Source organism: Serratia sp. HNCC26DJ206 (assembly GCF_057180605.1).
The window spans coordinates 17,822-41,334 of record NZ_JBXUGP010000008.1; the positions used below are offsets into that span (position 1 = coordinate 17,822).

The following is a 23,513-nucleotide window of genomic DNA, read 5'->3' on the forward strand; positions in this document are numbered from 1 at the left end:
CATATCAGAACTTGAAGCCTCGGTGCAGGGCAACAATGCCACCGGTCAGGTTGAAATAGCTGACGTTTTCGAAACCGGCGTTCGCCATCATCCCCTTAAGCGTATCCTGATCCGGATGCATGCGAATCGACTCCGCCAGATAGCGGTAACTGTCCGGATCTTTCACCACCAGCTCACCGATTTTTGGCAACACGTGGAAAGAGTAGGCATCGTAAGCTTTGCTCAGCGGTTCCAGCAGCGGTTTGGAGAATTCCAGCACCAGCAGGCGGCCGCCGGGCTTCAGCACGCGGAACATCGAGCGCAGCGCTTTGTCTTTATCGGTAACGTTGCGCAGGCCAAAGGAGATGGTGATGCAATCGAAATAGTTGTCTGGGAACGGCAGGGCTTCGGCGTTGGCTTGCACGTAATTGATGTTACCGACGATACCGAGATCGCGCAGTTTTTCGCGCCCCATTTTCAGCATGGAATCGTTGATATCCGCCAGCACCACCTGCCCTTGCTCACCCACCATGCGGGAAAACTTGGCCGCCAGATCGCCGGTTCCGCCCGCCAGATCTAGCACGCGCTGCCCACGGCGCACGCCGCTGCAATCAATGGTGAAACGCTTCCAGATACGGTGGATGCCAAACGACATCAGGTCGTTCATCACGTCATACTTTGCGGCTACCGAGTGAAAAACATTGGCCACCATGGCCTGTTTTTCCTCTCTTGCCACGGTGCGAAAACCGAAATCAGTGGTTTCCTGCGTTTGTTCTGCCATTGTCCTGCCTGCTATTCAGTCAATTTTGTGTGGTGGAGTGTACCAGAAAACCGGCGAAACACCCCACCTTGCAAAGGCTTTCACCCCTGCGATGCGGAGCGCGGTTCTTCGGTGCTATCGTCGTCTTCTATTTCGGGCAACGCGTCGATCTCGTCATCGGCATCGTCGTCATGTTGGGCGCTGGCCTGCTGCGCCAGCAACGGCTGGATAGGTCGTTTGACCTCAACCCCCAGCGTGCGGAAGCCTTCGATCCGGCCGATAAGATTACCACGACCTTCGCTCAGTTTACTCATGGCCTGACGATAGCTACCCTGGGCCTTGTCGAGGCTTTGCCCCAGCGCAGACATATCGTCAACGAACAGCCGCATCTTGTCATACAACCGCGCAGCACGATCGGCAATGCGCTGGGCGTTCTGGCTCTGGTGCTCGTAACGCCACAAATTGCTGATGGTACGCAGCGCCACCAGCAGTGTGGTGGGGCTCACCAGCATAATGTTGTGTTTCAATGCTTCGCTGATCAGTTCCGGTTCGCGATCTATCGCCAGCAGGAACGCAGGCTCCACCGGGATAAACATCAGCACATAATCCAGCGAACGCAGGCCAGGCAGTTGCTGATAGTCTTTGCGGCCCAACAAGCGAATATGACCACGCAGCGAAGCAATATGCTCACTCAACGCCGCTTCGCGCTCAAACTCATCTTCACTATTGAAGTAACGCTCGTAAGCCACCAGCGACATTTTGGCATCAATCACCACATCTTTGCCCTGCGGCAAGCGCACGACCACGTCGGGCTGCATACGGCTTTGATGATCCAGCCGCACGTTAACCTGAGTTTCATATTCATGCCCTTCACGCAGCCCGGAGGCCTCCAGCACCCGGCTCAACACCACTTCCCCCCAGTTGCCCTGGGTTTTGTTGTCGCCTTTCAGCGCTTTGGTGAGGTTGAGGGCTTCACGCGCCATCTGCGCATTCAATTGCTGGAGATTACGGATTTCGTGCGTCAGCGTATGCCGCTCGCGGGCTTCTTGGCCGAAGCTGTCTTGCACCTGACGGCGGAAACCGTCCAGTTGCTCGCGCAGCGGTAACAACAGGCGATCCAGGCTTTGCTGGTTCTGCTCATCTACCTTGCGGCCGCTGTGTTCAAAAATGCGATTCGCCAGATTTTCGAATTGAGTGGTCAGCCGTTGTTCACTGTTGATCAGCAACCGCTGTTTCTCTTCGGCCGCCATGCGGGTTTCTTCCAGGCGAATAGTAACTTCACGCAGTTCCGCTTCCTGGGCGCTGTTCACTTCACGCTGCGCCCGCAGTTCCTGGTTCAACTGCTCGCATTCGTTGCGCCAGTGATTGAGCTGTTGCATACGCTCCTGCCCGGCAGCCACCTGGCTATGTAACTGCCGCAATTCCAGCTCATTTTGCCGCAGTTGTTGCTCGTGGCGTTGCAGTGCTTCCTGACGGGTTGCGGTATCCTGCTGCGCCTGTTGCAGGGATTGTTCCAGCAAGCGCAGGTCAGTTTCATGCTGGGCACTGTGCTGTTGCAGCCGCAAGCTGGCGATCAGCCAACCCAGCAGCACACCGATCGCCACCCCGCCAATACCGTAAACTAAACTGGACTCCACCCTGCCCCCTATAACCTATGTCATTGCGTTGCCTGCCACGTTAAAGGGAGCCTGTATGGATGTCCAGCGTGTTTTTATTCGGGAAGGTGCGGTACCCGGTTGCAGCACCGCGCTGATTAAAGCGGAGTTAAAACAGTTTGAAGCGATACTCGGCGATAAACTCAGCGGCCAGCGAATGCGACGTGAGATAATCCCCTTGGGACAGTATCGGTGTTTTGTTCACGTTCTTGTAGGACCACCCTGGCCCAAACATGGCGAACACCGTCAGGTTCTTCAGCTTCGGATGGGATGGAACCCAACGGCCGAAGATATTCACCTCACCGGTACGTACCGTCGTCCCCTGGTAGTTGAACTGACCGTAAATCCCCCCCAATCCCGCGCTGAATTCAGGCGTAATATTGTATTCTGCAATAGACCCCAGCATGGTTTCACCATCCCGCATATAGTCTTCACCGGCATACGCCATCGAAGTAAAGGTACCGCGTGAGTTTCGCGCCATATGACGTGGATAAAACCCAAGCTCACCGTCGGCCTTCGGTGCCCGGGTGTGGGCAATACCGAGTTTGAGGCTCCAAAGTTTCTCCTGCCATTTGGAATCAAAGGCGTAGTGGTTGGCATTACGATCGAAATTACGCCTGCTCAACGCCATTTCTTTGTAATCATCCAACGCCTGAGTGGTGTAAATCTGGCTGCCCAAGCTGAGGTTGTTATTGGGTTTCAGCGCCACGCGCAGGATCTGGCGGCGCAGGTAATTTTGCGATTCACCGTAAGCCAGTTGGCCGTTGAACAGGCTATTTTCATAACCCAGTTCGCCGGTAGCCAGATGGTTAATCTCACGGCCATCGTTGGTTTGCAGGCGCAGGCTGTCTGGCGAGTTGCGTTCCATGGAACGATCGACATAGGCCCCGCGCAGTGATAACCCCTCCCTCGCCACCCCGCCGGACCAGCCCAGATAAGTGGTGGGTGAAAGCCGGGTTGAATTGGAGATCACGCCATAATTACGCAGCGTCTGCCAGCCGAACTGCGTATTCAGCGCCGCATCGCCAAACTCCCCCTTCAGTTTGAGATAGCGCTGGCCGAATTTGCTAAAGCCGGTCGCGTTATCTTTGCTGTTGCCGGGGCCGTTGTTGTACAGCACCCCGCGTGAATTGAAATAGTCACTGGCCCCCAGCTTTACCGCACTGTAGTAATCGACATTCACCCCGAGAGTATCGGCCAGATAACCAGACTGATACCCCAGCGCCACCCCTTGCCCCCAGGCGTTGTGCACCGTTGTCGGGTTGGCGGCGTCTTCTTTGAGGTATTTCCAGTAATTCTTCAGCGATAATTCAGCTTTGCTATCAGTGAAAAAAGGCGAAGAAAATACGCTTTCATCGGCGGCTTGAGCAACCGTTGAAAATAAAGCAATCGTAATCAAACACCATGAAGCAGAATTTTTCATTATTATTCCCTGGAGTTGGCATAGGAAAGCCCTACCAGGGCATTTGATATTATCACCCTGGCGTTTATTGGTTGTTTTATATACCTAAGGAATTAACGGCCTTTATTTAACGCTTCCTTTCCTTTGGCGACATAACTCATATCACCCAAATCGGCGATCGTATATTTTCCGTCTTTATACGTAACCTTAACTACCGCCGCATTAGCCAATGGCTTATTCTTATTCGGATTATCGGTCATATCTGAAACCATCATCAGCATCGATAACCCGGAAGAAACAGCCAACACATTCCTGTCCCCTTCCTTCAAAGCATCCTGCACAATGGTATGCAATGCACGCTGCATGCGTGTTTTTACCTGCAAGGCATTTTCTGCTTCCTTCTTCTCATCGCTTTGGCTAATGGCATTCACCATCGAAATAAGATCAAGCTTGCCTTCGCCCGCCTGTTGGAACATTGCTGCCCCAGAGGCCATCCCCATCTGCTTGGCAGCGGCGTTCGCCATATCAGGGTTTGGCAGGCCTTCAAAACCACCAAAGAACATTTCGCGTAAATCAGGCAGCTCCGTTACTTTAACGTCTGACTTACCCATTTCCTTAAGGATCACCTGCATGGTTTCACGCTGGCGGCCAGCATCGCTGGTGTAATAACGGTCGAACGGAATATCTTTTAAACCGGCACCGAGATAGCGGGCGGTTTCAAGCCCCGGAGCCGTCAGCGGGGAATCTGACCACCCTTGAACGCGATCGTAAGTATTGAGTATGGTTTTTCCATGACGGGCGAAGTAAATCGTCACGCTATCGTCCGCAGCCGCAAACACATTGGATGTCGTGGCAAAAGAAAGCGAAAGCAGAGAAGCAAATAACCATGTTTTTATTTTCATCTGATACTCCATGACTCATATAGGTTAATTTAATTAATCATTAGCGGAGTAATCCTAATAATCAGGGCAAAAAAAAACCCAAACCCCTGACATTGATGTCAAGAAGGTTTGGGTTTTGCCTGTTTATTAACAGTAACAATCCACTTGGTTAAAAATTAACATTTTCGAAAAATAAGGGAAGTGAAAAAGTCAAATTAAAGACAAATTCGTGATCGTATTCTCATTCTGTCTGCAATAATTAATAAGTAACTTAAAGTGAACTCATAATAAACGCGGGAATATTGTCACTCCCCTGCAACAACAGGGGAGTGACAATATATACCCTAAATAATTCGAGTTGCAGGAAGGAAGTGAGTGAGTCCCCAGGAGCATAGATAACTATGTGACTGGGGCGAACGAATGCAGCCAACGCACATGCAATTTGAAGTATGACGGGTATAAGGGATTTATCCCATCCATTGACTGAGCCATTTAATGCCATAGACGCCCGGAGCGAGAATACCGAATGCCCAAATCATCGCCGAGGTAATATTGGCAATCTGGAAAGAGGTTTGCGGCATCGCACAAATCCCCCCCACCAGCGGCACCACCGCGCGCAGCGGGCCAAAGAAGCGGCCAAAGAAGATGCCCAGCACGCCCCAGCGTTCAAAAAACGCATGACTACGCACCAGCAATTGCGGATTGCGCGACAGCGGCCACATATGGGCAACGCGATCCTGATAGTGATAACCCACCCAGTAGGAGAGCCAGTCACCAAAAAATGCGCCGGTAGCGGCAGCGGCCCAAATCGGCCAGAAAGCAATGCCGCTTTCACCGATCAACGCCCCCAACGCCAGCAAAATAACCGTGGCGGGCAATAACAGCGACAGAAAGGCCAGTGATTCGCCGAAGGCCAGAAAGAAGATAATCGGAATGGCCCAGCCTTCATGCTGCCGCACGATGTCGCTGACCCAATGGACAATATCATTGAGACTCAATAGCAGGCTCCTTTAAGCGAAAAATCCAGCCCCAAGGATACGCAATGCCAGCCCGCCTTGGTTAAACCCTGGCTAAACATGCCGCTATTGTTATTCCAGATAGACTGCCTGTAACTGCTCACGCTGGTTTTGCCCCAGCCCATATTCGCTTTCCAACCAGCGATCGGCAGTACCATATTGCTCGCGAATGCAGCCCAGCGCCGTCATCAGGAACTCTTCACGCGCACTCAACACATGGGCAAACTGCGCCAACGCGGCCGTATTCAAACGAACGGAGAGTTGCTCCAGCATATGCTCGCGGAAAGCCGCCAGCGTGGTTTCGGTCAGCAGATAGTCTTCAACCACCGTAGCCTCATTCGCCCCCAGCGCCAGCAGCACCAGCGCCGAACCGACCCCGGTGCGGTCTTTACCCACCGCACAATGTTGCACGATCGCCCCGGGTTCAGGCGTGGTCAGCAACTGTGCCAGTTGACGGTAGGCCGTATTGTTAAACGGCAGGCGGCGGTACAACTCCAACATAAACGCTTGGGCGTTGAACCCGGCCAAAGTTTCGTTGGTGAGCTTTTCCAGGTTGGCATTCACTTCGCTACTGAGCGGGTTCGCCGGAAAATGGTGATAATCGGCCCCTTGCCACAGCACATCCGGCTTGGCCTGCACTTCGTCAGCATCGCGGTAATCAAGCACCGAACGTACCGGCACGCCAGCCAGAAAAGCACAATCGCTTTCACTTAAGCGCTCGAGTGAGCCGGAACGGAACAGCAACCCACGTTTAATGCGGCGGCCATCGGCCACGCTGTTACCGCCGAGATCGCGGAAGTTGATGCCACCGTCAAGCGGTGCCAGTGAAGGATGAAGCAGGGTCTGAGCGGTCATAGACATCCTCATAGCGATTATCTTGGGGAAATGTCATCACAAATACCGGCCTGAAAAAGCAGCCGGGAGTATGACGCAAGTGGGCTCTACCGTAACAGATTACTGCGGGATGGAAAAACGGGCCGTTGAACGGCCCGAGATTGGCAAGGACTACAGCAGGTGACGGGCAGCCTCGACCACAATCTGCACGGCCTGGCTTTCGGTTTTCTGCATGGTTTCCGCGTCAGGGATCTCCTGCTGGGTGCGGTTGACGATCACCCCAGCCACCATCCCGGCGCGCAGACCCTGGCTGGCACACATGGTCAGCAGGGTCGCGGATTCCATTTCATAGTTCATCACGCCCATGGCTTGCCACTCGGCCATCGAACCTTGGAAACGGCTGACCACCCGGCCGGAATAGGTGTCGTAACGCTCTTGACCTGGGTAGAAGGTATCGGAAGAGGCAGTGACGCCAATATGGGTCGTCGCACCGCTGGCTTTGGCCGCTGCCACCAGCGCCGTGGTGCAGGCAAAGTCGGCCACTGCCGGGAACTCCAGTGGCGCAAAGTGCAGGCTGGCACCATCGAGCCGCACTGCCGCCGTGGTCACCAGCACATCACCCACATTAATATTGCTTTGGATCGCGCCGGTGGTGCCGATGCGCAAGAAAGTACGAATGCCCAGCTGTGCTAGCTCTTCAACCGCGATCGACGTCGATGGACCACCGATCCCGGTGGAACAAACGATGATCGCTTTGCCATCCAGCTCTGCACGCCATGAAGTGAATTCGCGATGTGATGCCAAGTGCACCGGGTTTTCCATCAGCTTGGCAATTTTCTCTACGCGCTGTGGATCGCCGGGGACGATGGCAAGCGTTGCTCCCTGCAAGTCGTTTTTAGTGAGGCCGAGATGGAAAACGTCAGATTGAGACATAGGAGACTCCTCTTGGATGCTGTTTATTGGGAGGAACAAAGAGGTACTCTACTGAAAATCGCCGGTTATTTTTGTGAATTAATTCACCATTATTTAAGAAACGAAATTTAAATTGCATTTATTTTGTGATTTTTATCACAAATTAATCGAGGTGCATTGAGTGACCAGACAAGTTTAGCGAATAACCCCTCGGCTGGCCTTGCAGCTGATCACCGATTCTGCCGCCGATAAAGCACCGCAACACGTCTAGCGTTTTGATGACCAAAACACAGGCGAAAATCCGACATAGCATGATAAAGAAACAGTAAAAATGTGATAACGCCGGATAATTTGCCGTTTTTCACCCGCTTGACTGAAAGTGCTCCACAAGGTGCCAATACGCGGTAATCTTTCCTATAGTTAACCCTTCCCGAGCTTTTCTCTATTAATTGCATGGAGACCGCAATGAAAACCGAACAAGAGATAACATTAAAGCAGGCTCAGGGGGGATTTGCCCCGGCAGTGACACCGCCAGCCGCATCGACGATGCAAACCGACGAACAGGGCATCCATACCGGGGAAACCACTATTCCTTCACAGGGCGACGAACTCCCGGCGTATATCGCCAAACCCGCCGATCACCCAGGGCCGCTCCCGGTGATATTGGTAGTGCAAGAGATTTTCGGCGTGCATGAACATATTCAGGATCTGTGTCGCCGCCTGGCGAAACAGGGCTATCTGGCAATTGCCCCGGAACTCTATTTCCGTCAGGGGGATGCCAGAGATTACAGCGAAATCGGCGATCTTCTGCAAAATCTGGTCAGCAAAGTGCCGGACAAACAGGTGCTGGCGGACCTGGACCATACCGCACACTGGGCAACGCGTCACGGTGGCGATGCCAACAAACTGGCGATCACCGGTTTCTGCTGGGGCGGGCGTATCACCTGGCTGTATGCCGCACATAACCCGCAGTTGAAGGCCGCCGTAGCCTGGTATGGCAAACTGGTGGGGGAGAAAACCCTGAACTCACCGAAGCACCCGGTTGATATCGCGACGCATCTCTCCGCGCCGGTGCTTGGCCTGTATGGCGGCCAGGATGGCAGCATTCCGCTGGAGACGGTGGAAAGCATGCGCCAAGCGATCCGCGCGGCCAACGCCGATGCCGAGATCGTGGTTTATCCCGAGGCGGGCCATGCGTTCCATGCCGATTACCGCCCAAGTTATCACGCCGAAGCCTCTGCCGATGGCTGGCAACGCATGCTCAGTTGGTTTATCCAGCACGGCGTGGTGGGTGTGAAATAATTGTCAGGGGCAGCCCTTGCCCCTGATTCACTTTCCCTGATACAAACCGCAAAGAGTGTTTCAGATGTCGGCGACTTTCAGCATGCAGCCTTGTTCCGTACCCGGAATCGAAGCCGTGATCGCTTCTACCCGTCACCGCTATCCTAAGCATTTTCACGCGCAGTTTGGCATCGGGCTGATGGAGCATGGGGCGCAGAAATCACTTAGTGGGCGCGGGCAGGTGGAAGCCGGGCCCGGCGATATCATCACCGTCAATCCTGGTGAGGTACATGATGGCCGCCCGATCGGTGAGCAGCCGCGTTCATGGCGTATGCTCTATCTGGAACCTGCCGTGATAGCCGCCGCCAGCGGCGATCTTGCCGCTGGCAACGCACACTACCGCGAGTTTTCATCCCCGGCGCTTACCGATACCAAGGCTGCTGGGAGTTTCCGTATTCTGTTCAATAGCATTACTGGCGCACCGCACAACAATCTCCAGCAGGAACAAGCATTGCTGATCCTGCTGGCGCGGTTGCTCCACGTCAGTGAGCCACAGGAAACCACACCACCCATTCGGCTCGCCAGGGAACGCCTTGACGATGACCCCGCCAGCCCGGTGACTCTGGCCGAACTGGCACAGCTTTGCGGCATAAACCGCTTTCAACTGTTACGCAGCTTCCAGCGCGTTACTGGCATCACACCGCACGCTTACCAAATCCAACGCCGCATCCAGCTGGCACGGCGATTGATTGCCGCGGGTACTCCGCTGGCAGAGAGCGCCGCTGCGGCAGGCTTTGCCGATCAAAGCCATATGACCCGGCAATTCAGCCGGACGCTAGGCGTTTCTCCCGGTATCTATGCCAGCCATAAACGCCGCCGTTAATCGGCTGCAATTTCGTTCAAGACACCGCAATTGATAAAGGCCACTGTCGTGCAACTGACCTCAATTTCATTTCCGGTGATTCATGAACTTTACCTACGCTAGCAGTATCAGATCGGCTTTTCCCACCTTGGCTTCTTGTTGCCTGCTGATTGACGGGGTCGATCAACAGACCGATGTCAGCCAAGCGGTGGCAGATTTCAACCGCCAGGCCGCAATCAGATTGCGCACCGGCACCGAAAGCGACTTGGTGGAGATCCAAGCCTGGCGGCGCGCCTTCGTCAACATGGGGCTGAAACCCACGCAGTACCGCTGTGCGGCAGAATCCCTGCTACGCCGCTGGCGCAAAGAGGGTTCACTGCCTGCCATTTTCCCATTAATTGATTTGTGCAATGCCCTGTCACTGGCATTTGCCATTCCGATTGCCGTTTTTGATCGGCAAAAAATCAGCGGGGATCTACAGGTCAGACAGGCTGTAGGACACGAGATTTACCACACTTTTTCTGGTACCACCGAAAGTCCGGCCCCCGGTGAAGTGATCTTTACAGACGCCGCCGATCGCGCTCATGCCCGGCGCTGGACTCATCGGCAAAGCGGTTACTCGGCGGTTTCCGTCAACACCACGCAGGCCCTGATTCTGATGGAAGCCATGCATGGCACAGCGGCAGAAGATATTGCCGTATTAAGCACGGCATTGACGCAGCAAATCCAACATATCTGGCCCGACAGTACGCTGACGTCACTTTGAACAGTAAAAGGGCGCCGAAACGCCCATGGAAAAAGATCTCTAGTACCGCATTGAGGATTAGGCTTGCAGTTCACGCAGCCGCTGGGCTGCCAGCACCATGTTGGCCAGCGCCTGCCGGGTTTCCGGCCAGCCACGGGTTTTCAGGCCGCAGTCCGGGTTAACCCACAGGCGCTCTGCCGGGATGTTCTGCGCCGCTTTGCGCAGCAGCGCTTCGATCCACTCCACGCTGGGCACGTTCGGCGAATGGATGTCGTACACGCCCGGCCCAATCTCATTCGGATATTCGAACTCTTTGAAGGCCTCCAGCAGATCCATATCGGAACGTGAGGTTTCGATAGTGATCACATCAGCATCCAGCGCTGCGATCGAATCCATGATGTCGTTGAACTCGCAGTAACACATGTGGGTGTGGATCTGGGTATCATCCTGCGCCACGGCGGCGTTCAGTTTAAAGGCATCCACCGCCCAGTTCAGATAGGCAGCCCAATCCGAGCGGCGCAGCGGCAGGCCTTCACGCAAGGCCGGTTCGTCGATCTGGATGATGCCGATACCGGCTTGTTCCAAATCGGCCACTTCGTCACGCAGTGCCAGTGCGATCTGTTTGGCAATCACTTCGCGAGTCACGTCTTCACGCGGGAACGACCAGCAAAGAATGGTTACCGGGCCGGTCAACATGCCTTTTACCGGTTTGCTGGTCAGCGACTGGGCAAACTTGGCCCACTCAACGGTAATCGCCTCCGGGCGGCTGATGTCGCCGATAATTACCGGCGGTTTCACACAGCGGGAACCGTAGCTCTGCACCCAGCCGTTTTGGGTGAATACAAAGCCGTCGAGGTTTTCGCCGAAGTATTCCACCATGTCATTACGCTCGGCTTCGCCGTGTACCAGTACATCCAAGCCTAAACGTTCCTGTTCAGCGATCGCCTGCTTGATGTGTTCACCAATGCTGGTGCGGTAATTTTTACTGTCCAGGCGGCCCTGTTTGAAATCGAGACGCAGGCCGCGGATCTCGGTGGTTTGTGGGAAGGAGCCGATAGTGGTGGTCGGCCAAGCTGGCAGGTTAAAACGATCGCGCTGGGCCTGAGCACGCTGCTGATACGGGCGCTGGCGCTCACTATCTTTGGCAGTGATGGCGGCAAGGCGCTGTTCCACCTGCGCATTATGCACGCGGCTGGACTGGCGACGGGCGCGGATAGGCGCGCTGTAAGCGTCCAGTTCGGCCTGCTTGTCGGCCCCTGGTGCATTCAAGGCCGTACTCAGCAACGCCAGTTCCGCACATTTCTGCAAAGCAAAGGCAAACCAGCTTTTCACTTCGTCATCCAGGCGAGTTTCCACGCTCAGATCGATCGGGCTGTGCAGCAGCGAACAAGAGCTGGCAATCCACAGCGGGCGGCTGTTCACCAGCGGTTGCAGGCGGGTAAACCAACTGCTCAGATCGGCACGCCACACGTTGCGGCCGTTGATCACTCCCAACGACAGCAGCCACTCTTTTGGCAACGCGTTGTGCAGTGCGGCAATATCATCATGGCCTGCCACCAGATCCACATGCAGCCCTTGCACTGGCAAAGCACGAATAGCGTCGAGGTTGTGGCCCACACTGTCAAAATAGGTGGTCAGCAACAGCTTAACCCGGCCTTGCAGCGCCGTGTAAGCCGGTTTGAAGGCATCCAGCCAGGCCTGCGGCAATTCCAGCACCAACGCGGGTTCGTCGATCTGCACCCACTCAATACCGCGCTTGGCCAGTTCCGCCAGCACTTGCTGATATACCGGCAGAATATCGTTCAGCAGCGAAAGGCGATCGAACGCTTCGCCTTTCACTTTGCCCAGCCACAGATAGGTTACCGGCCCCAGCAGCACCGGCTTGACCTGGTGGCCCAGTGCCAGCGCTTCATCAACTTCCTCCAGCAGTTGGGTCCAGCTCAGTGTGAACTGCTGGCCTTGAGTAAACTCAGGCACCATGTAGTGATAGTTGGTGTTAAACCATTTGGTCATTTCTGCCGCTGCCGCCGGTTCGCCGCTGGGTGCGCGGCCACGGCCGATGCGGAACAGCGTATCCAAGTCGATGGAGCCATCTTTATTCTGGTGACGCGCCGGGACGTTGCCCAGCAGCAGGCTGGTGGTCAGCACGTGATCGTACCAGGCGAAATCGCCAACCGGCACCAAATCCACCCCGGCTTGCTGTTGTTGTTGCCAGTGGCGAGCACGCAGCTCGCGGCCAACCGCCAGCAGTTCTTCCTGCGTTGAATTGCCTGCCCAGTAACTTTCTTGCGCTTTTTTCAGTTCACGACGCAGACCAACGCGTGGAAAACCCAGTGTGTGATTCAGAATTGTCATCGTCATATTTCCCATTTAGCCGTCCAGATGTTTACACATCTATAATCCGCAGGTACTGTATCAACCACAAGCGCAATATGTTCACTGTCACTGTGAAGGATTCTCATGATCGAACTGAAACACCTAAGGACGCTGCAGGCATTGCGTAATACCGGCTCGCTGGCCGCCGCCGCCGCGCAACTTCATCAGACACAATCTGCGCTTTCGCATCAGTTCAGCGATTTGGAACAGCGCCTGGGCTTTAAGCTGTTCGTTCGTAAAAGCCAGCCGCTGCGCTTTAGCGCACAGGGCGAGATCCTGTTGCAGTTGGCTGAACGAGTGTTGCCGCAGATCCAGCAGGCGCTACAGGCGTGCCACGAACCGCATCAGGCCACGCTGCGCATTGCCATCGAGTGCCACAGTTGCATCCAGTGGCTCACTCCGGCGCTGGACAGTTTCCACCAGAGCTGGCCGCAGGTGGTGATGGATTTCAAATCCGGTGTCACTTTCGATCCGCAACCTGCCTTGCAGCAGGGCGAACTGGATGTGGTGCTCACTTCCGATATCCTGCCGCGCAGCGGGCTGCACTATTCGCCGATGTTCGATTTTGAGGTGCGGCTGGTGCTGGCGCCCGATCATCCGCTGGCCAACAAACCGCGCATTGAACCGGAAGATTTGTGCGATGAAACGCTGATGATTTACCCGGTGCAGCGCCAGCGGCTGGATATCTGGCGGCATTTTCTGCAACCGGCAGGCGTCAGCCCAACGCTGAAAAGCGTCGACAACACGTTGCTGTTGATTCAGATGGTGTCGGCACGCATGGGGATCGCCGCGTTACCGCACTGGGTGGTGGAAAGTTTTGAACGCCAGGGCCTGGTGGTAACCAAAACCCTGGGCGATGGCCTGTGGAACCGGTTATACGCCGCCGTGCGCGACGGCGAACAGCGCCAGGCGGTGATCGAAGCCTTTATCCGCTCCGCCCGACAACACGCCTGCGATCATCTGCCGTTTGTGCGCGATGCCGCCCGGCCCGGCGCGGGTTTTATCAACGCCAAACCGCTGGCGCCCCAGGTTTAAGCCATCACTGGGTGGCCTGCGGAGACACCCAGCGGCGATGCACCCACAGCGAAGCTACAATCACCGCGCCGCCGATGATAAAGCTGGTCCAGTGCGGTTGCTGCTGCCAGATCGCCAGATTAACCAGCAGCCCGGCGGGCACATGCATGTTGTTCATAATGCCGAGTGTGCCAGCATCCACCTGCGTTGCGCCGTAGTTCCACATAAAGTAACCCAGCCCGGAAGCCACCACGCCCAGCCATACCAGAATGCCCCATTGCAGGCTAGTGGTCGGCAGTTGGTGCGGGTTGCCCCACAGGCACCAGGCGATCACCGCCACCGCCAGCGCCCCCAGATAGAACCAGGAAAACGCCGTATGCTGCGGCAACGGGTGCACCTCCATCAGCCGTTTATAGCCCACCATGCCGATGGCAAAGCTGATATTCGCCGCCTGCACCAGCAGCAGCCCGAACCAGAAATGCTCGCTCAACTGGTGATAACGGATGATCGCCGCGCCCAGCACCGCTAACAGCGCGCTGAACACATAGCCCCAACGCAGGCGGCGGCGGCTGATCAGGTCATAGATCAGCGTGATATACAGCGGCGTCAACACGGTGAACAGCAGGAATTCCTGCACCGTCAGGTACATAAAGGCGCGGAAACTGAGCAGGTACATAATGCCAAGCTGGCACGCCCCCACCAGCATATACAGCAGGATCACTTTCAGTGGGATATTGCGCCAGCGCAGGAATGGCAGAAACACCAGCGCTGCCAACCCGACGCGCATCAGCACCGAAAACCAGCTATCGACATGACCCGCCAGATACTCGCCTATCAGGCTGAAAGAAAATGCCCATAAAATGGTGGTAATAACCAGAAGCCACACGTCAAATTCACCCTAAAAGATCGGAAAAGGCGATTGTAACGGAAGGTGAGAAGCAACGTGACGGAAAGGTGGTTGACGTTTGTACAAAAAACAGCCCAACGTGCAACATCGTACCGCTGGGCTTTCCTATTGCAGCCACTGACTACACCCGCACACCCATAATGGTGAGAATCAACGGGGTGGTGATCGCCGCCAATGCGGTGGACATCACCAGGCTGGTGGCGGCTGGGCCGGTAAGCACGTTGAACTGGCGTGACATCAGATAAACGTTCACGCCCACTGCCATGGAACCCAGCAATACCACCACGTGAGTTTCCATCGGCGGTAAATCCATCGCCCAGGCCAGCAGCCAGATCACCATTGGCTGCACCAACAGTTTGAGGAAACAGATGGCGCTGCTCAGTTTCCAGCCTTCACTGATCGGATATTCCGCCAGGCCCATACCGAGCACCACCAGCGACAGCGGTGCCGCCACCTGGCCGAGCATACTGACCGGCTGATCGACAAACACCGGCAGCGGCAACCCGGTCAGACTGAACAGCGTGCCGGAGAGGATGCCGATAATCAGCGGGTTAGTCAGCACGCTGCGTGCCGTCTTGATAAAACCGTGCAGCGTGGGTGAACCGTTGCGCGCCCATTCGATAGAGATGGTCACCAGCGTCCACAGGATCAGACCGTTGAACACCAGCACCAAAGCCACCGACGGAATTGCCGCCTCCCCAAGCATCACGCTGGCGATCGGCAGACCAAGCATCACGTTATTGGAAAAAATGCCGCCCAGCGCGAACACCGAACCGGACACTCCGTCCAGCTTGAATACTCGCTTAGCCGTAATACGGCCGATGACAAAGACGATCAGGCAACTACCAAAGAAAGCGATCAGCAACCGGGCATCCACCGCTGGGCGTTGCGAGAAATCACACATCATGCGGAACAGCATGGCGGGCAGAGCGAGAGAAAACACGAAGCGGGTCAGGCCGTCGGTGATACTGGCTGGCCATTTACCCCAGCGGATCAGACCATATCCCAGCACGATCAGCACAAATAATGGCAAAGACAGCACTATCTGGTGCCACAGTGAAAAAATAAAAGCAGACATCGCATCCCTTCCGGTGGCGCGGCGGCAAAGGGGCTGACGTCGCAAGATTTAATGAGCGCCGACGGATTATTGCTGGGCACAACAAACGGTGCCCCATTAACCATTAAAAATCCGGGCCTATTAAATCTATCCGGTCGGTACAAATGCAGTCAACGCCCCAGTTCAACAATAAACGCGCGCGCTCAGGGCTGTTGACGGTATACACCAGAATACGCAACCCAGCGTCTTTCAGCATGTTTACCCGCTCGGCAGTCAGCACGTTGTGATTGAGATGTATCGAAACACAGGCAAGCCGTTCGGTCAGTTCGCGCCAATGGTCATCCCACTCATCCAGCAGCAGCCCGCGTGGCAGTTCCGGCACCGCGCGCTGCGCCGCTGCCAGTGCTTCAACAGAAAATGAAGACAGCAGCGGGTCGGTTTGCCCTTGCCACAGCAGACGCGCCGCCAAGGCTACCTCGCGGCCGGTTTCGTCTTCCACGCCGAGCGTCGGTTTGATTTCGATATTGGCCATCAGACCATGCTGTTTACAACGCTCGGCCACGTCCGCCAACAGCGGCAGGCGTTCACCCTTAAATGCCGCGCTATACCAGTTACCGGCGTCTAGCTGTTCCAGCTTTTCCCACGGCAGATCGCCCGCCACGCCCCAGCCGTTGCTGGTGCGATCGAGCGTATCGTCATGCAGCAGGAAGATCTGCCCGTCCTGCGCCAGTTTGGCGTCGAATTCGATCATCTTGTGGCCGTGACGTGCGCCGACATCGATCGCCGCCAGGGTATTTTCCGGTGCCAAAGAACCGCCACCGCGATGAGCAGCAATATGAGGGTAAGGCCAGGCCGTGGTCATCATTCCATCCTTAATCCGCTATGAGTATCAAAAAATGCAGTACCTACGCAGGCAACTGTAAATATAACCGGCTGCCCGCTGGCGGCAAGGTTTCGTTAAACAAGCAGGGATAATGGAAGAATGAAACACAGATGGCGATTTGATGTCGGCGGCATGGAATGCTCCACGCCGCCGCAAAGAGATTACAGCGCGCGGCGCAGGCGGGCGACGGCTTCCTGCATCTGCTGCTCGGTAGCAGTTGCGAACGACAGGCGGAACGTGGAGTGATCCGGCTTATCGGAGAAGAAATACTCGCCCGGCACAAACACCACGCCCTGATCCAGCGTGGTTTTCAGCCATTCGGTGGCGTTAAACGGCTGGCGGAAACGCGCCCACAGGAACATACCGCCTTTTGGCATATCAAAGCTGATTACATCACCCAGCTCTTTTTCCACCAACCCGGCCAAAATGCCGCATTTCTGCTTATAGGCCGCGCGGATCTTCTCGATCTGTGCCGGTAAACGGTTCAGGCCCAGATAGCACTCCGCAATACTCTGCGACAGCGAGCTGGCGTGCAGATCTGCCGCCTGCTTGATGATCGCGATCTTGTGCAGCAGGAACGGCGGCAGGATAACCCAACCCAAGCGCAGGCCCGGTGCCAGGATCTTGGAGAACGTCGAGGTGTAGATAATGTTATCGGCATGGCCCAGAAGCTGCTGTGAAACCTGATACAGCGTAGCATTGCGCTCGTCGGTAAAGCGCAGCTCGCCGTACGGGTCATCTTCCACAATCAGGAAATTATGCTCGGCAGCCAGCTTCACCAGTTGCTCACGGCGTGCGGCACTCAGGGTCAGGCCGGTCGGGTTGCCGAAGTTCGGCACCACGTATACCCCTTTGATTTTCTGGGTTTTCAGCAGTTCCGCCAGTTCTTCCACTACCATGCCATCGCTGTCGGAAGAGACCGACATAACGTTGGCTTCCGCCAGCTCCAGCGTCTGCAATGCCGCCAGATAGGTCGGGCGTTCTACCACAAACACATCGCCGGGGTTAACCACCGCGCGCATCACCAGATCCAACGCCTGTTGAGAACCGGCAGTGACCAGCACGTCTTCCGGTTTGGCGCTGACGCCGCGTTCGGTACACAGGGTGCAGATGCGTTCACGCAGCAGGTAGCTGCCTTCGGTCAAGCCATACTGAAAAGCACTTTTTGCCTGTTCGGTAATCGCCTGCTGTGTGGCAATACTCAGTCCTTCGAAATCAAACAGCGCATCAGAGGGAATGCCACCCGCCAGCGAAATGACATTTTCCATTTTACTGTGCTTGAGCAATTCACGGATTGCCGAGCTTTTTACCTTCACCATGCGCTGCGCGAGGAGTCCTTCTGTTTTCATTGGTTATTCTCGTAATCGTTAAAAGTATGAGCGCAATCTGTTGTTTGATACCACCGAGCCAAGACTGACCTTAACCCTCTCTTTCGCAGAGAGTGTTAAGGTGAGGGATATGACATTGTGCCAAGCCCCTCACCCCGGCCCTCTCCCTAAGGGAGAGGGAGCGTAATCACAATCTATTGCGCCACTATATGTGAAGTTCAACCTGTGTTTGGCGAATTAGCCGCCCAGATACGCCGATCTCACTGCTTCGTTTGCTAACAATGCGGCTCCTGTATCTTCCAACACCACGCGGCCGTTTTCCAGTACATAACCACGATCTGCCAGCTTTAACGCCTGATTGGCATTTTGCTCCACCAGGAAGATGGTCATCCCCTCTTCGCGCAGTTGCTGGATGATGTCGAAAATCTGCTGGATGATGATCGGTGCCAGCCCGAGCGAAGGCTCGTCGAGCAACAGCAGCTTCGGCTGGCTCATCAGCGCGCGGCCAATCGCCAACATCTGCTGTTCACCGCCGGACATGGTGCCGGAACGCTGGTTGCGGCGTTCCAGCAGGCGCGGGAACAGGCTGAACACTCGTTCAATGCGCTGCTGGTACTGATCGCGGGTGGCAAAGAAGCCGCCCATCGCCAGATTCTCTTCCACCGTCATGCGGGAAAACACCCGCCGCCCTTCGGGTACGATCGCCACTGCCTCACGCATAATGCGCGCGGTCTGCCACTGGGTAATGTCCTGATCCAGCAGTTGGATGGTGCCTTCGCTGGCACGCGGCTCACCGCATAGCGTGCCGAGCAGCGTGGTTTTACCGGCACCGTTGGCACCGATCAGAGTGACGATCTCACCCTGCTGAATATTCAGGCTGACCTGATGCAGCGCCTGGATTTTGCCGTAATGGGCGGAAACCTGATTAAATGACAACATATGTTTATTCGCCCAGATAGGCCCGGATCACATCCGGGTTATTGCGGATTTCTGCCGGAGTGCCGTGCGCCAACGGGGTTCCCTGATTGACCACATAGATGCGATCGGAAATCCCCATCACCAGCTTCATGTCGTGCTCAATCAACAGCACCGACACCTTATGCTGGTTGCGCAGTTCCACGATCAGGTGATCCAGCTCGTCGGTTTCTTTCGGGTTCAGGCCCGCCGCCGGTTCATCGAGCATCAGCAGTTCTGGGCGCGTCACCATGCAGCGGGCAATTTCCAGCCGCCGTTGCTGGCCATAGGCCAGGTTACCCGCCGAACGGTTGGCCATTTCCAACAGGCCGACGCGCTCCAACCATACCATCGCCCGTTCCAGCGCATCGGCTTCGGCACGGCGGAACGCCGGGGTTTTCAGCAAACCGGCAAACACGCCGCTTTTCAGGTGCTGATGCTGCGCCACCAGCAGGTTTTCCACCACTGTCATTTCGCGGAACAGCCGCACATGCTGGAAGGTACGCACCACGCCCATACGCGCAATCTTCTGGCCGGAAAGCCCTTCCAAGTGGCGATCGCGCAGTTTGATGGTGCCGCCGGTTGGGCGATAGAAGCCGGTCAGGCAGTTGAACACCGTGGTTTTCCCCGCGCCGTTCGGGCCGATCAGAGAAACGATCTCACCCTCATTCAGCTTCAGGGCCACGTTGTTGACCGCCAACAGACCGCCAAAACGCATCGACAGCCCTTCAACCGCCAGTAAAGGTTGAGTGCTCATGCCTGCTCCCCCTTCGCTGACTTGATCTCTGCCACTTTCAGCTTCAGCTGTGGCCGCTTCATCGGCAACAGGCCTTGTGGCCGCCAAATCATCATCAATACCATCAGTGCGCCCAGCAGCAACATACTGTATTCATTCAAATCACGCATCAGCTCACGGGAAACCACCAGCAGGATCGCCGCCAGGATCACCGCAAACTGCGAACCCATCCCACCCAGCACCACGATCGCCAACACAAAGGCCGATTCAACAAAGGTGAAGGATTCCGGGCTGACAAAACCTTGGCGCGCAGCGAACAGCGTTCCGGCAAAACCGGCAAACGCGGCGCTGATGATGAAAGCAGTCAGCTTAATCTTGGCCGGGCTAAGGCCGAGCGATCGGCAGGCGATCTCATCTTCGCGCAGCGCTTCCCAAGCGCGCCCCAGCGGCATGCGCAGCAGGCGGTTGATCACAAACAGCGTCAGGATCACCAACAGCAGCGCCACCAGATACAGGAACACGATGCGATCGCCGGGATCGTATTGCAGGCCAAAAAAGTTATGGAAGGTATCCCAGCCGCCGTCACGCACGCTGCGGCTAAACTCCAAGCCGAAGAAGGTCGGTTTCGGGATCTGGCTGATGCCGTTCGGGCCACCGGTAATCTCGGTGTTGTTCAGCAGCAGAATACGCACGATCTCGCCGAAACCGAGCGTGACGATCGCCAGATAGTCACCGCGCAGGCGCAACACCGGGAAGCCGAGAATAAAGCCAAAGACAGCCGTCACCATGCCTGCCAGCGGCAGGCTTTCCCAGAATCCCAGGCCGTAATAGTGGTTCAGCAACGCATAGGTATAAGCGCCGATGGCGTAAAAACCGCCGTAACCCAGCACCAGCAGGCCGGAAAGGCCGACCACCACGTTCAGGCCCAGGCCGAGCATCACGTAAATCAGCGTCAGGGTGGCGATATCCACCGTGCCACGCGAAACCAGAAACGGCCAGACCACCGCTGCGATGATGAGCACCGCCGCCAGCAGTTTCTGGCGCGTGGTGGTGCCGTCAAAGCTCGGTAAAACGAACGAAGGGCCGGAAACCTTTTTCAGCCCCTGCTGCATCAGCGGGCGCAGCAGTTGGAAGAAGAACACCACCACGCAGCCGATGCCAATCCACATCCAGCGCACTTCAGCAGCGCCGTGTACTACCAGCTTGGTGCCGTCGAGGCTCAGTTGCATCCCCATAAGGAAGGACGCCATGATAAACAGCACTACCGTGGCAATGATGGCGTTAAGCAGATCGAGTTTCATACTTTCTCAACCTCCGGACGCCCAAGAATGCCGGTCGGCATCACCAGCAACACCACGATCAGCAGTGCAAAAGACACCACGTCTTTGTATTCGGTACTTAAATAAGCCGAAGTGAGCGCTTCGGCCACGCCCAGCACCAGCCCGCCGATCATCGCCCCCGGAATGCTGCCGATCCCGCCCAGCACGGCGGCGGTGAAGGCTTTCATCCCGGCCATAAAGCCGATGTACGGGTTAATCACGCCGTAGAACTGCCCAAGCAGCACCCCGGCTACCGCCGCCATGATGGCACCGATAACGAAGGTCAGCGAAATCACCCGATCGGTGTTGATGCCCAGCAGGCTGGCCATCTTCAAATCCTCTGCACAGGCGCGGCAAGCACGGCCCATACGCGAATAACGGATAAACATCGTCAACGCCAGCATGGCGAGGAAGGTCACGATCCAAATGATGAGCTGCATAGTGCTGATGGTGGCAGCAAAGCCGTTGCTTTCGCCGAGCACCCACTGGCCGGTGACCAGGCTCGGCAGCGCCACATCGCGTGAGCCCTGCGTCAGGCTGACGTAGTTTTGCAGGAATATCGACATCCCGATGGCGGAAATCAGCGCGATCAGGCGCTTGGAGTTGCGCACCGGCTTATAGGCCACGCGCTCAATGCTCCAACCGTAGGCGCTGGCAATCACGATAGAGACCAAGAAGGCGCAGCCGATCAGCAGCCAGCCCACGTCGATCCCGATCATCATCAGGGCGGCGATAACGATAAATGAGACATAACTGCCGATCATATACACCTCGCCGTGGGCGAAGTTGATCATGCCGATAATGCCGTAAACCATGGTGTAACCGATGGCAATCAATGCATAGGTGCTGCCCAACGTGACACCGTTGAACATCTGTTGCAGAAAATAGAGAAACTGCTCTGACATACTCTGACCTTTTAAGGTGTTGTCGCGGCCGTAAATATCGGCCCAACGGCCTGCTAACACGGCAGGCACCGGGAGTGCCCGGCTTGTAGATATTTCAATTAAGGCTAACCCTCTCCTTTTAGAAAGAGAGGGTTAGGGCGAGGGGATCTTAGCGTAGCCATTGCCCCTCACCCTGGCCCTCTCCCACAGGGAGAGGGGGCGCCACCTTAAGCATTGGCATACTGAATATTATTATGGCTTATTTAATTGGCGTTGATGAACCATCAGCATGCCATTCGAACACGCCGAATTCGAAGCCTTTCAGATCGCCCTTCTCATCCCAGCTCAGTGGCCCCATGACGGTTTCCACCGGTTTGCCAGTTTTGAGATCTTTGACGATATCCGCAGGCTCCTGGCTGCCGCTGCGCTCCATCCCAGTCACCAGCGATTGCAACGCGGCGTAGGTGGTCCAGACGAACGGCCCGGTTGGATCCAGTTTCTTGCCCTTCAGCGCATCAACAATCGGCTGGTTGGCAGGAACCTGATCGTAGCGTTTCGGCAGGGTCACCAGCATGCCTTCAGACGCAGCACCGGCGATGTTAGACAGCGAAGAGTTACCCACGCCTTCCGGCCCCATAAAGCGGGTAGTCAGGCCAGCCTGCTTGGCCTGGCGCAGGATCTGCCCCATCTCTGGGTAGTAACCACCAAAGTAGACGAAATCAACGTTCTCTTTCTTCAGGCGCGCCACCAGAGTAGAGAAATCTTTGTCACCGGCGGTAACGCCTTCAAACATCACCACTTCAGTGCCCTGCTTTTTCAGGCTGTCACGCACCGAGCGCGCCAAGCCTTCACCGTACTGCTGCTTGTCGTGCACCACGGCAATGCGCTTCGGTTTAATATCGTTGAGGATGTATTTCGCTGCGGTTGGGCCCTGATCGGAATCCAGGCCGGTGGTGCGCATGATCATTTTGTAACCACGGGTGGTCAGATCGGCGTTGGTCGCCGCCGGGGTGATCATGATCAAACCTTCGTCTTCATAGATATCTGACGCAGGCTGGGTTGAAGAGGAGCACAGATGGCCGATCACGTAACGGATACCGTCGTTGATCACCTTGTTAGCCACCGCAACGGCCTGTTTCGGGTCACAAGCATCGTCGTATTCTACGCCAACCAGCTTATCCCCTTTGATGCCACCTTTAGCGTTGATGTCGGCAATCGCCTGACGTGCGCCGGTGAACTCCATATCACCGTACTGCGCCACCGGGCCAGACATCGCACCCACGATCGCCACTTTGATGTCTTTCGCCATCGCGACATGGCCCATGGCCATCGCGATACAACCAGCCAGCAGCGCTTTACCCTTTGTTAATTTCATCCGCATAATCCCCATCTATCGTTGTGAGTTTGCCCGTGGTGTTTGCCGTACCTAGTTCAATGTATACCCTTTATTGCCCGAAACTGCAGCCAGGCAGCAAATGCGTCAGCGGCTTAAGGTATGCAGGGTATACGGCTTTTATCTATAAGTAATAATGATTTAGGTGTATTCTCGACAATATTTTCTAATAAGACTTTACTTTTCATGCCATTAAACAGGAATTTTCTTCTGCAAATCAACTCTCATGCTCAGAAACAAGCGGTGTAAACAGAATAAAATCTGGATTAATTCTACGCTAGATTCGATATGGCGCAGCGCATTGTGCTGGTTAACAAGCCAGTAACTAATTTTTT

At 55.7% G+C, this 23,513-nt stretch carries 21 protein-coding genes; 4 read left to right on the forward strand and 17 right to left on the reverse strand.

The features are described from left to right. Nucleotides 1–4: 4 nt before the first annotated feature. From ubiE to udp, 7 genes are all read right to left on the reverse strand, one after another. Nucleotides 5–760: a bifunctional demethylmenaquinone methyltransferase/2-methoxy-6-polyprenyl-1,4-benzoquinol methylase UbiE gene (gene ubiE / locus AC2A1E_RS06945; protein ID WP_484383146.1), complete on the reverse strand. Its 756-nt coding sequence runs from the start codon at nt 758–760 to the stop codon at nt 5–7. Nucleotides 761–840: 80 nt separating this feature from the next. After that, a complete protein-coding gene (rmuC, locus tag AC2A1E_RS06950) occupies nt 841–2,376 on the reverse strand; it encodes a DNA recombination protein RmuC (protein WP_484383147.1) in 1,536 nt (511 codons plus the stop codon). Between the two features lie 127 nt (nt 2,377–2,503). Beyond that, entirely contained in the window at nt 2,504–3,817 is a 1,314-nt protein-coding gene (locus tag AC2A1E_RS06955; RefSeq protein ID WP_484383148.1) for an OprD family outer membrane porin, read from the reverse strand. 92 nt (nt 3,818–3,909) lie between these two features. Then, entirely contained in the window at nt 3,910–4,698 is a 789-nt protein-coding gene (locus AC2A1E_RS06960) for a histidine phosphatase family protein (protein ID WP_484383149.1), read from the reverse strand. Between the two features lie 446 nt (nt 4,699–5,144). Further along, nucleotides 5,145–5,675, reverse strand: a complete 531-nt coding sequence (locus AC2A1E_RS06965) for a DedA family protein (RefSeq protein ID WP_484383150.1) — start codon at nt 5,673–5,675, stop codon at nt 5,145–5,147. Between the two features lie 90 nt (nt 5,676–5,765). After that, nucleotides 5,766–6,548 (reverse strand): tyrosine-protein phosphatase, encoded by a 783-nt coding sequence (locus AC2A1E_RS06970; protein WP_484383151.1) that lies wholly within the window; start codon nt 6,546–6,548, stop codon nt 5,766–5,768. Nucleotides 6,549–6,698: 150 nt separating this feature from the next. Beyond that, the gene (udp, locus tag AC2A1E_RS06975; protein WP_484383152.1) at nt 6,699–7,460 is read right to left on the reverse strand and encodes a uridine phosphorylase; all 762 of its coding nucleotides are present in this window, start codon (nt 7,458–7,460) and stop codon (nt 6,699–6,701) included. A gap of 444 nt (nt 7,461–7,904) precedes the next feature. Here udp and AC2A1E_RS06980 point away from each other — a divergent pair, with 444 nt between their 5' ends. The 3 genes from AC2A1E_RS06980 to AC2A1E_RS06990 all read left to right on the forward strand — a co-directional run bounded on the left by AC2A1E_RS06980 (nt 7,905) and on the right by AC2A1E_RS06990 (nt 10,348). Then, complete coding sequence (locus tag AC2A1E_RS06980; RefSeq protein ID WP_484383153.1) at nt 7,905–8,741, forward strand: dienelactone hydrolase family protein; 837 nt, start codon at nt 7,905–7,907, stop codon at nt 8,739–8,741. Between the two features lie 64 nt (nt 8,742–8,805). Continuing rightward, nucleotides 8,806–9,603 (forward strand): AraC family transcriptional regulator, encoded by a 798-nt coding sequence (locus AC2A1E_RS06985; protein ID WP_484383154.1) that lies wholly within the window; start codon nt 8,806–8,808, stop codon nt 9,601–9,603. Nucleotides 9,604–9,685: 82 nt separating this feature from the next. After that, the gene (locus AC2A1E_RS06990; RefSeq protein ID WP_484383155.1) at nt 9,686–10,348 is read left to right on the forward strand and encodes a B3/B4 domain-containing protein; all 663 of its coding nucleotides are present in this window, start codon (nt 9,686–9,688) and stop codon (nt 10,346–10,348) included. A 57-nt stretch (nt 10,349–10,405) separates the two neighbouring features. Here AC2A1E_RS06990 and metE read toward each other — a convergent pair whose 3' ends face one another. After that, nucleotides 10,406–12,682: a 5-methyltetrahydropteroyltriglutamate--homocysteine S-methyltransferase gene (gene metE, locus AC2A1E_RS06995; protein ID WP_484383245.1), complete on the reverse strand. Its 2,277-nt coding sequence runs from the start codon at nt 12,680–12,682 to the stop codon at nt 10,406–10,408. 105 nt (nt 12,683–12,787) lie between these two features. Here metE and metR point away from each other — a divergent pair, with 105 nt between their 5' ends. After that, on the forward strand, nt 12,788–13,738 hold the full coding sequence (metR, locus tag AC2A1E_RS07000) for an HTH-type transcriptional regulator MetR (RefSeq protein WP_484383156.1): 951 nt from the start codon (nt 12,788–12,790) through the stop codon (nt 13,736–13,738). A gap of 4 nt (nt 13,739–13,742) precedes the next feature. Here metR and AC2A1E_RS07005 read toward each other — a convergent pair whose 3' ends face one another. The 9 genes from AC2A1E_RS07005 to AC2A1E_RS07045 all read right to left on the reverse strand — a co-directional run bounded on the left by AC2A1E_RS07005 (nt 13,743) and on the right by AC2A1E_RS07045 (nt 23,160). Then, the gene (locus tag AC2A1E_RS07005; RefSeq protein WP_484383157.1) at nt 13,743–14,603 is read right to left on the reverse strand and encodes a carboxylate/amino acid/amine transporter; all 861 of its coding nucleotides are present in this window, start codon (nt 14,601–14,603) and stop codon (nt 13,743–13,745) included. 142 nt (nt 14,604–14,745) lie between these two features. Beyond that, nucleotides 14,746–15,702 carry an AEC family transporter gene (locus AC2A1E_RS07010; protein WP_459400888.1) on the reverse strand — a complete coding sequence of 319 codons (957 nt, stop codon included), beginning with the start codon at nt 15,700–15,702 and terminating at the stop codon, nt 14,746–14,748. A gap of 103 nt (nt 15,703–15,805) precedes the next feature. Continuing rightward, complete coding sequence (gene ugpQ, locus AC2A1E_RS07015) at nt 15,806–16,543, reverse strand: glycerophosphodiester phosphodiesterase (protein WP_484383246.1); 738 nt, start codon at nt 16,541–16,543, stop codon at nt 15,806–15,808. Between the two features lie 182 nt (nt 16,544–16,725). Further along, nucleotides 16,726–17,913 carry an aminotransferase-like domain-containing protein gene (locus AC2A1E_RS07020; RefSeq protein WP_484383158.1) on the reverse strand — a complete coding sequence of 396 codons (1,188 nt, stop codon included), beginning with the start codon at nt 17,911–17,913 and terminating at the stop codon, nt 16,726–16,728. A gap of 216 nt (nt 17,914–18,129) precedes the next feature. Next, nucleotides 18,130–18,831 carry a high-affinity branched-chain amino acid ABC transporter ATP-binding protein LivF gene (gene livF, locus AC2A1E_RS07025; protein ID WP_459400886.1) on the reverse strand — a complete coding sequence of 234 codons (702 nt, stop codon included), beginning with the start codon at nt 18,829–18,831 and terminating at the stop codon, nt 18,130–18,132. A 4-nt stretch (nt 18,832–18,835) separates the two neighbouring features. Next, on the reverse strand, nt 18,836–19,603 hold the full coding sequence (gene livG, locus AC2A1E_RS07030) for a high-affinity branched-chain amino acid ABC transporter ATP-binding protein LivG (protein WP_484383159.1): 768 nt from the start codon (nt 19,601–19,603) through the stop codon (nt 18,836–18,838). Continuing rightward, nucleotides 19,600–20,883 (reverse strand): high-affinity branched-chain amino acid ABC transporter permease LivM, encoded by a 1,284-nt coding sequence (locus tag AC2A1E_RS07035; RefSeq protein ID WP_459400884.1) that lies wholly within the window; start codon nt 20,881–20,883, stop codon nt 19,600–19,602. Before AC2A1E_RS07035 ends, livG begins: the two co-directional genes overlap by 4 nt. Then, nucleotides 20,880–21,806: a high-affinity branched-chain amino acid ABC transporter permease LivH gene (livH, locus tag AC2A1E_RS07040; RefSeq protein ID WP_459402695.1), complete on the reverse strand. Its 927-nt coding sequence runs from the start codon at nt 21,804–21,806 to the stop codon at nt 20,880–20,882. The genes AC2A1E_RS07035 and livH overlap by 4 nt, the downstream gene beginning before the upstream one ends. Before the next feature lie 238 nt (nt 21,807–22,044). After that, nucleotides 22,045–23,160 carry a branched-chain amino acid ABC transporter substrate-binding protein gene (locus tag AC2A1E_RS07045; RefSeq protein ID WP_459400883.1) on the reverse strand — a complete coding sequence of 372 codons (1,116 nt, stop codon included), beginning with the start codon at nt 23,158–23,160 and terminating at the stop codon, nt 22,045–22,047. Nucleotides 23,161–23,513 lie beyond the last annotated feature (353 nt).

Bases quoted from the DNA above. Each gene is read 5' to 3' on its own strand.
- AC2A1E_RS06990 (WP_484383155.1), top strand. From the start codon at position 9,686: ATGAACTTTACCTACGCTAGCAGTATCAGATCGGCTTTTCCCACCTTG.
- udp (WP_484383152.1), bottom strand. From the start codon at position 7,460: ATGTCTCAATCTGACGTTTTCCATCTCGGCCTCACTAAAAACGACTTG.
- AC2A1E_RS07045 (WP_459400883.1), bottom strand. From the start codon at position 23,160: ATGAAATTAACAAAGGGTAAAGCGCTGCTGGCTGGTTGTATCGCGATG.
- metE (WP_484383245.1), bottom strand. From the start codon at position 12,682: ATGACAATTCTGAATCACACACTGGGTTTTCCACGCGTTGGTCTGCGT.
- AC2A1E_RS07010 (WP_459400888.1), bottom strand. From the start codon at position 15,702: ATGTCTGCTTTTATTTTTTCACTGTGGCACCAGATAGTGCTGTCTTTG.
- ugpQ (WP_484383246.1), bottom strand. From the start codon at position 16,543: ATGACCACGGCCTGGCCTTACCCTCATATTGCTGCTCATCGCGGTGGC.
- livF (WP_459400886.1), bottom strand. From the start codon at position 18,831: ATGTTGTCATTTAATCAGGTTTCCGCCCATTACGGCAAAATCCAGGCG.
- AC2A1E_RS06955 (WP_484383148.1), bottom strand. From the start codon at position 3,817: ATGAAAAATTCTGCTTCATGGTGTTTGATTACGATTGCTTTATTTTCA.
- AC2A1E_RS07035 (WP_459400884.1), bottom strand. From the start codon at position 20,883: ATGAAACTCGATCTGCTTAACGCCATCATTGCCACGGTAGTGCTGTTT.
- AC2A1E_RS06970 (WP_484383151.1), bottom strand. From the start codon at position 6,548: ATGACCGCTCAGACCCTGCTTCATCCTTCACTGGCACCGCTTGACGGT.
- AC2A1E_RS06960 (WP_484383149.1), bottom strand. From the start codon at position 4,698: ATGAAAATAAAAACATGGTTATTTGCTTCTCTGCTTTCGCTTTCTTTT.
- metR (WP_484383156.1), top strand. From the start codon at position 12,788: ATGATCGAACTGAAACACCTAAGGACGCTGCAGGCATTGCGTAATACC.
- AC2A1E_RS06985 (WP_484383154.1), top strand. From the start codon at position 8,806: ATGTCGGCGACTTTCAGCATGCAGCCTTGTTCCGTACCCGGAATCGAA.
- AC2A1E_RS06980 (WP_484383153.1), top strand. From the start codon at position 7,905: ATGAAAACCGAACAAGAGATAACATTAAAGCAGGCTCAGGGGGGATTT.
- AC2A1E_RS07020 (WP_484383158.1), bottom strand. From the start codon at position 17,913: ATGAAAACAGAAGGACTCCTCGCGCAGCGCATGGTGAAGGTAAAAAGC.
- livG (WP_484383159.1), bottom strand. From the start codon at position 19,603: ATGAGCACTCAACCTTTACTGGCGGTTGAAGGGCTGTCGATGCGTTTT.
- livH (WP_459402695.1), bottom strand. From the start codon at position 21,806: ATGTCAGAGCAGTTTCTCTATTTTCTGCAACAGATGTTCAACGGTGTC.
- ubiE (WP_484383146.1), bottom strand. From the start codon at position 760: ATGGCAGAACAAACGCAGGAAACCACTGATTTCGGTTTTCGCACCGTG.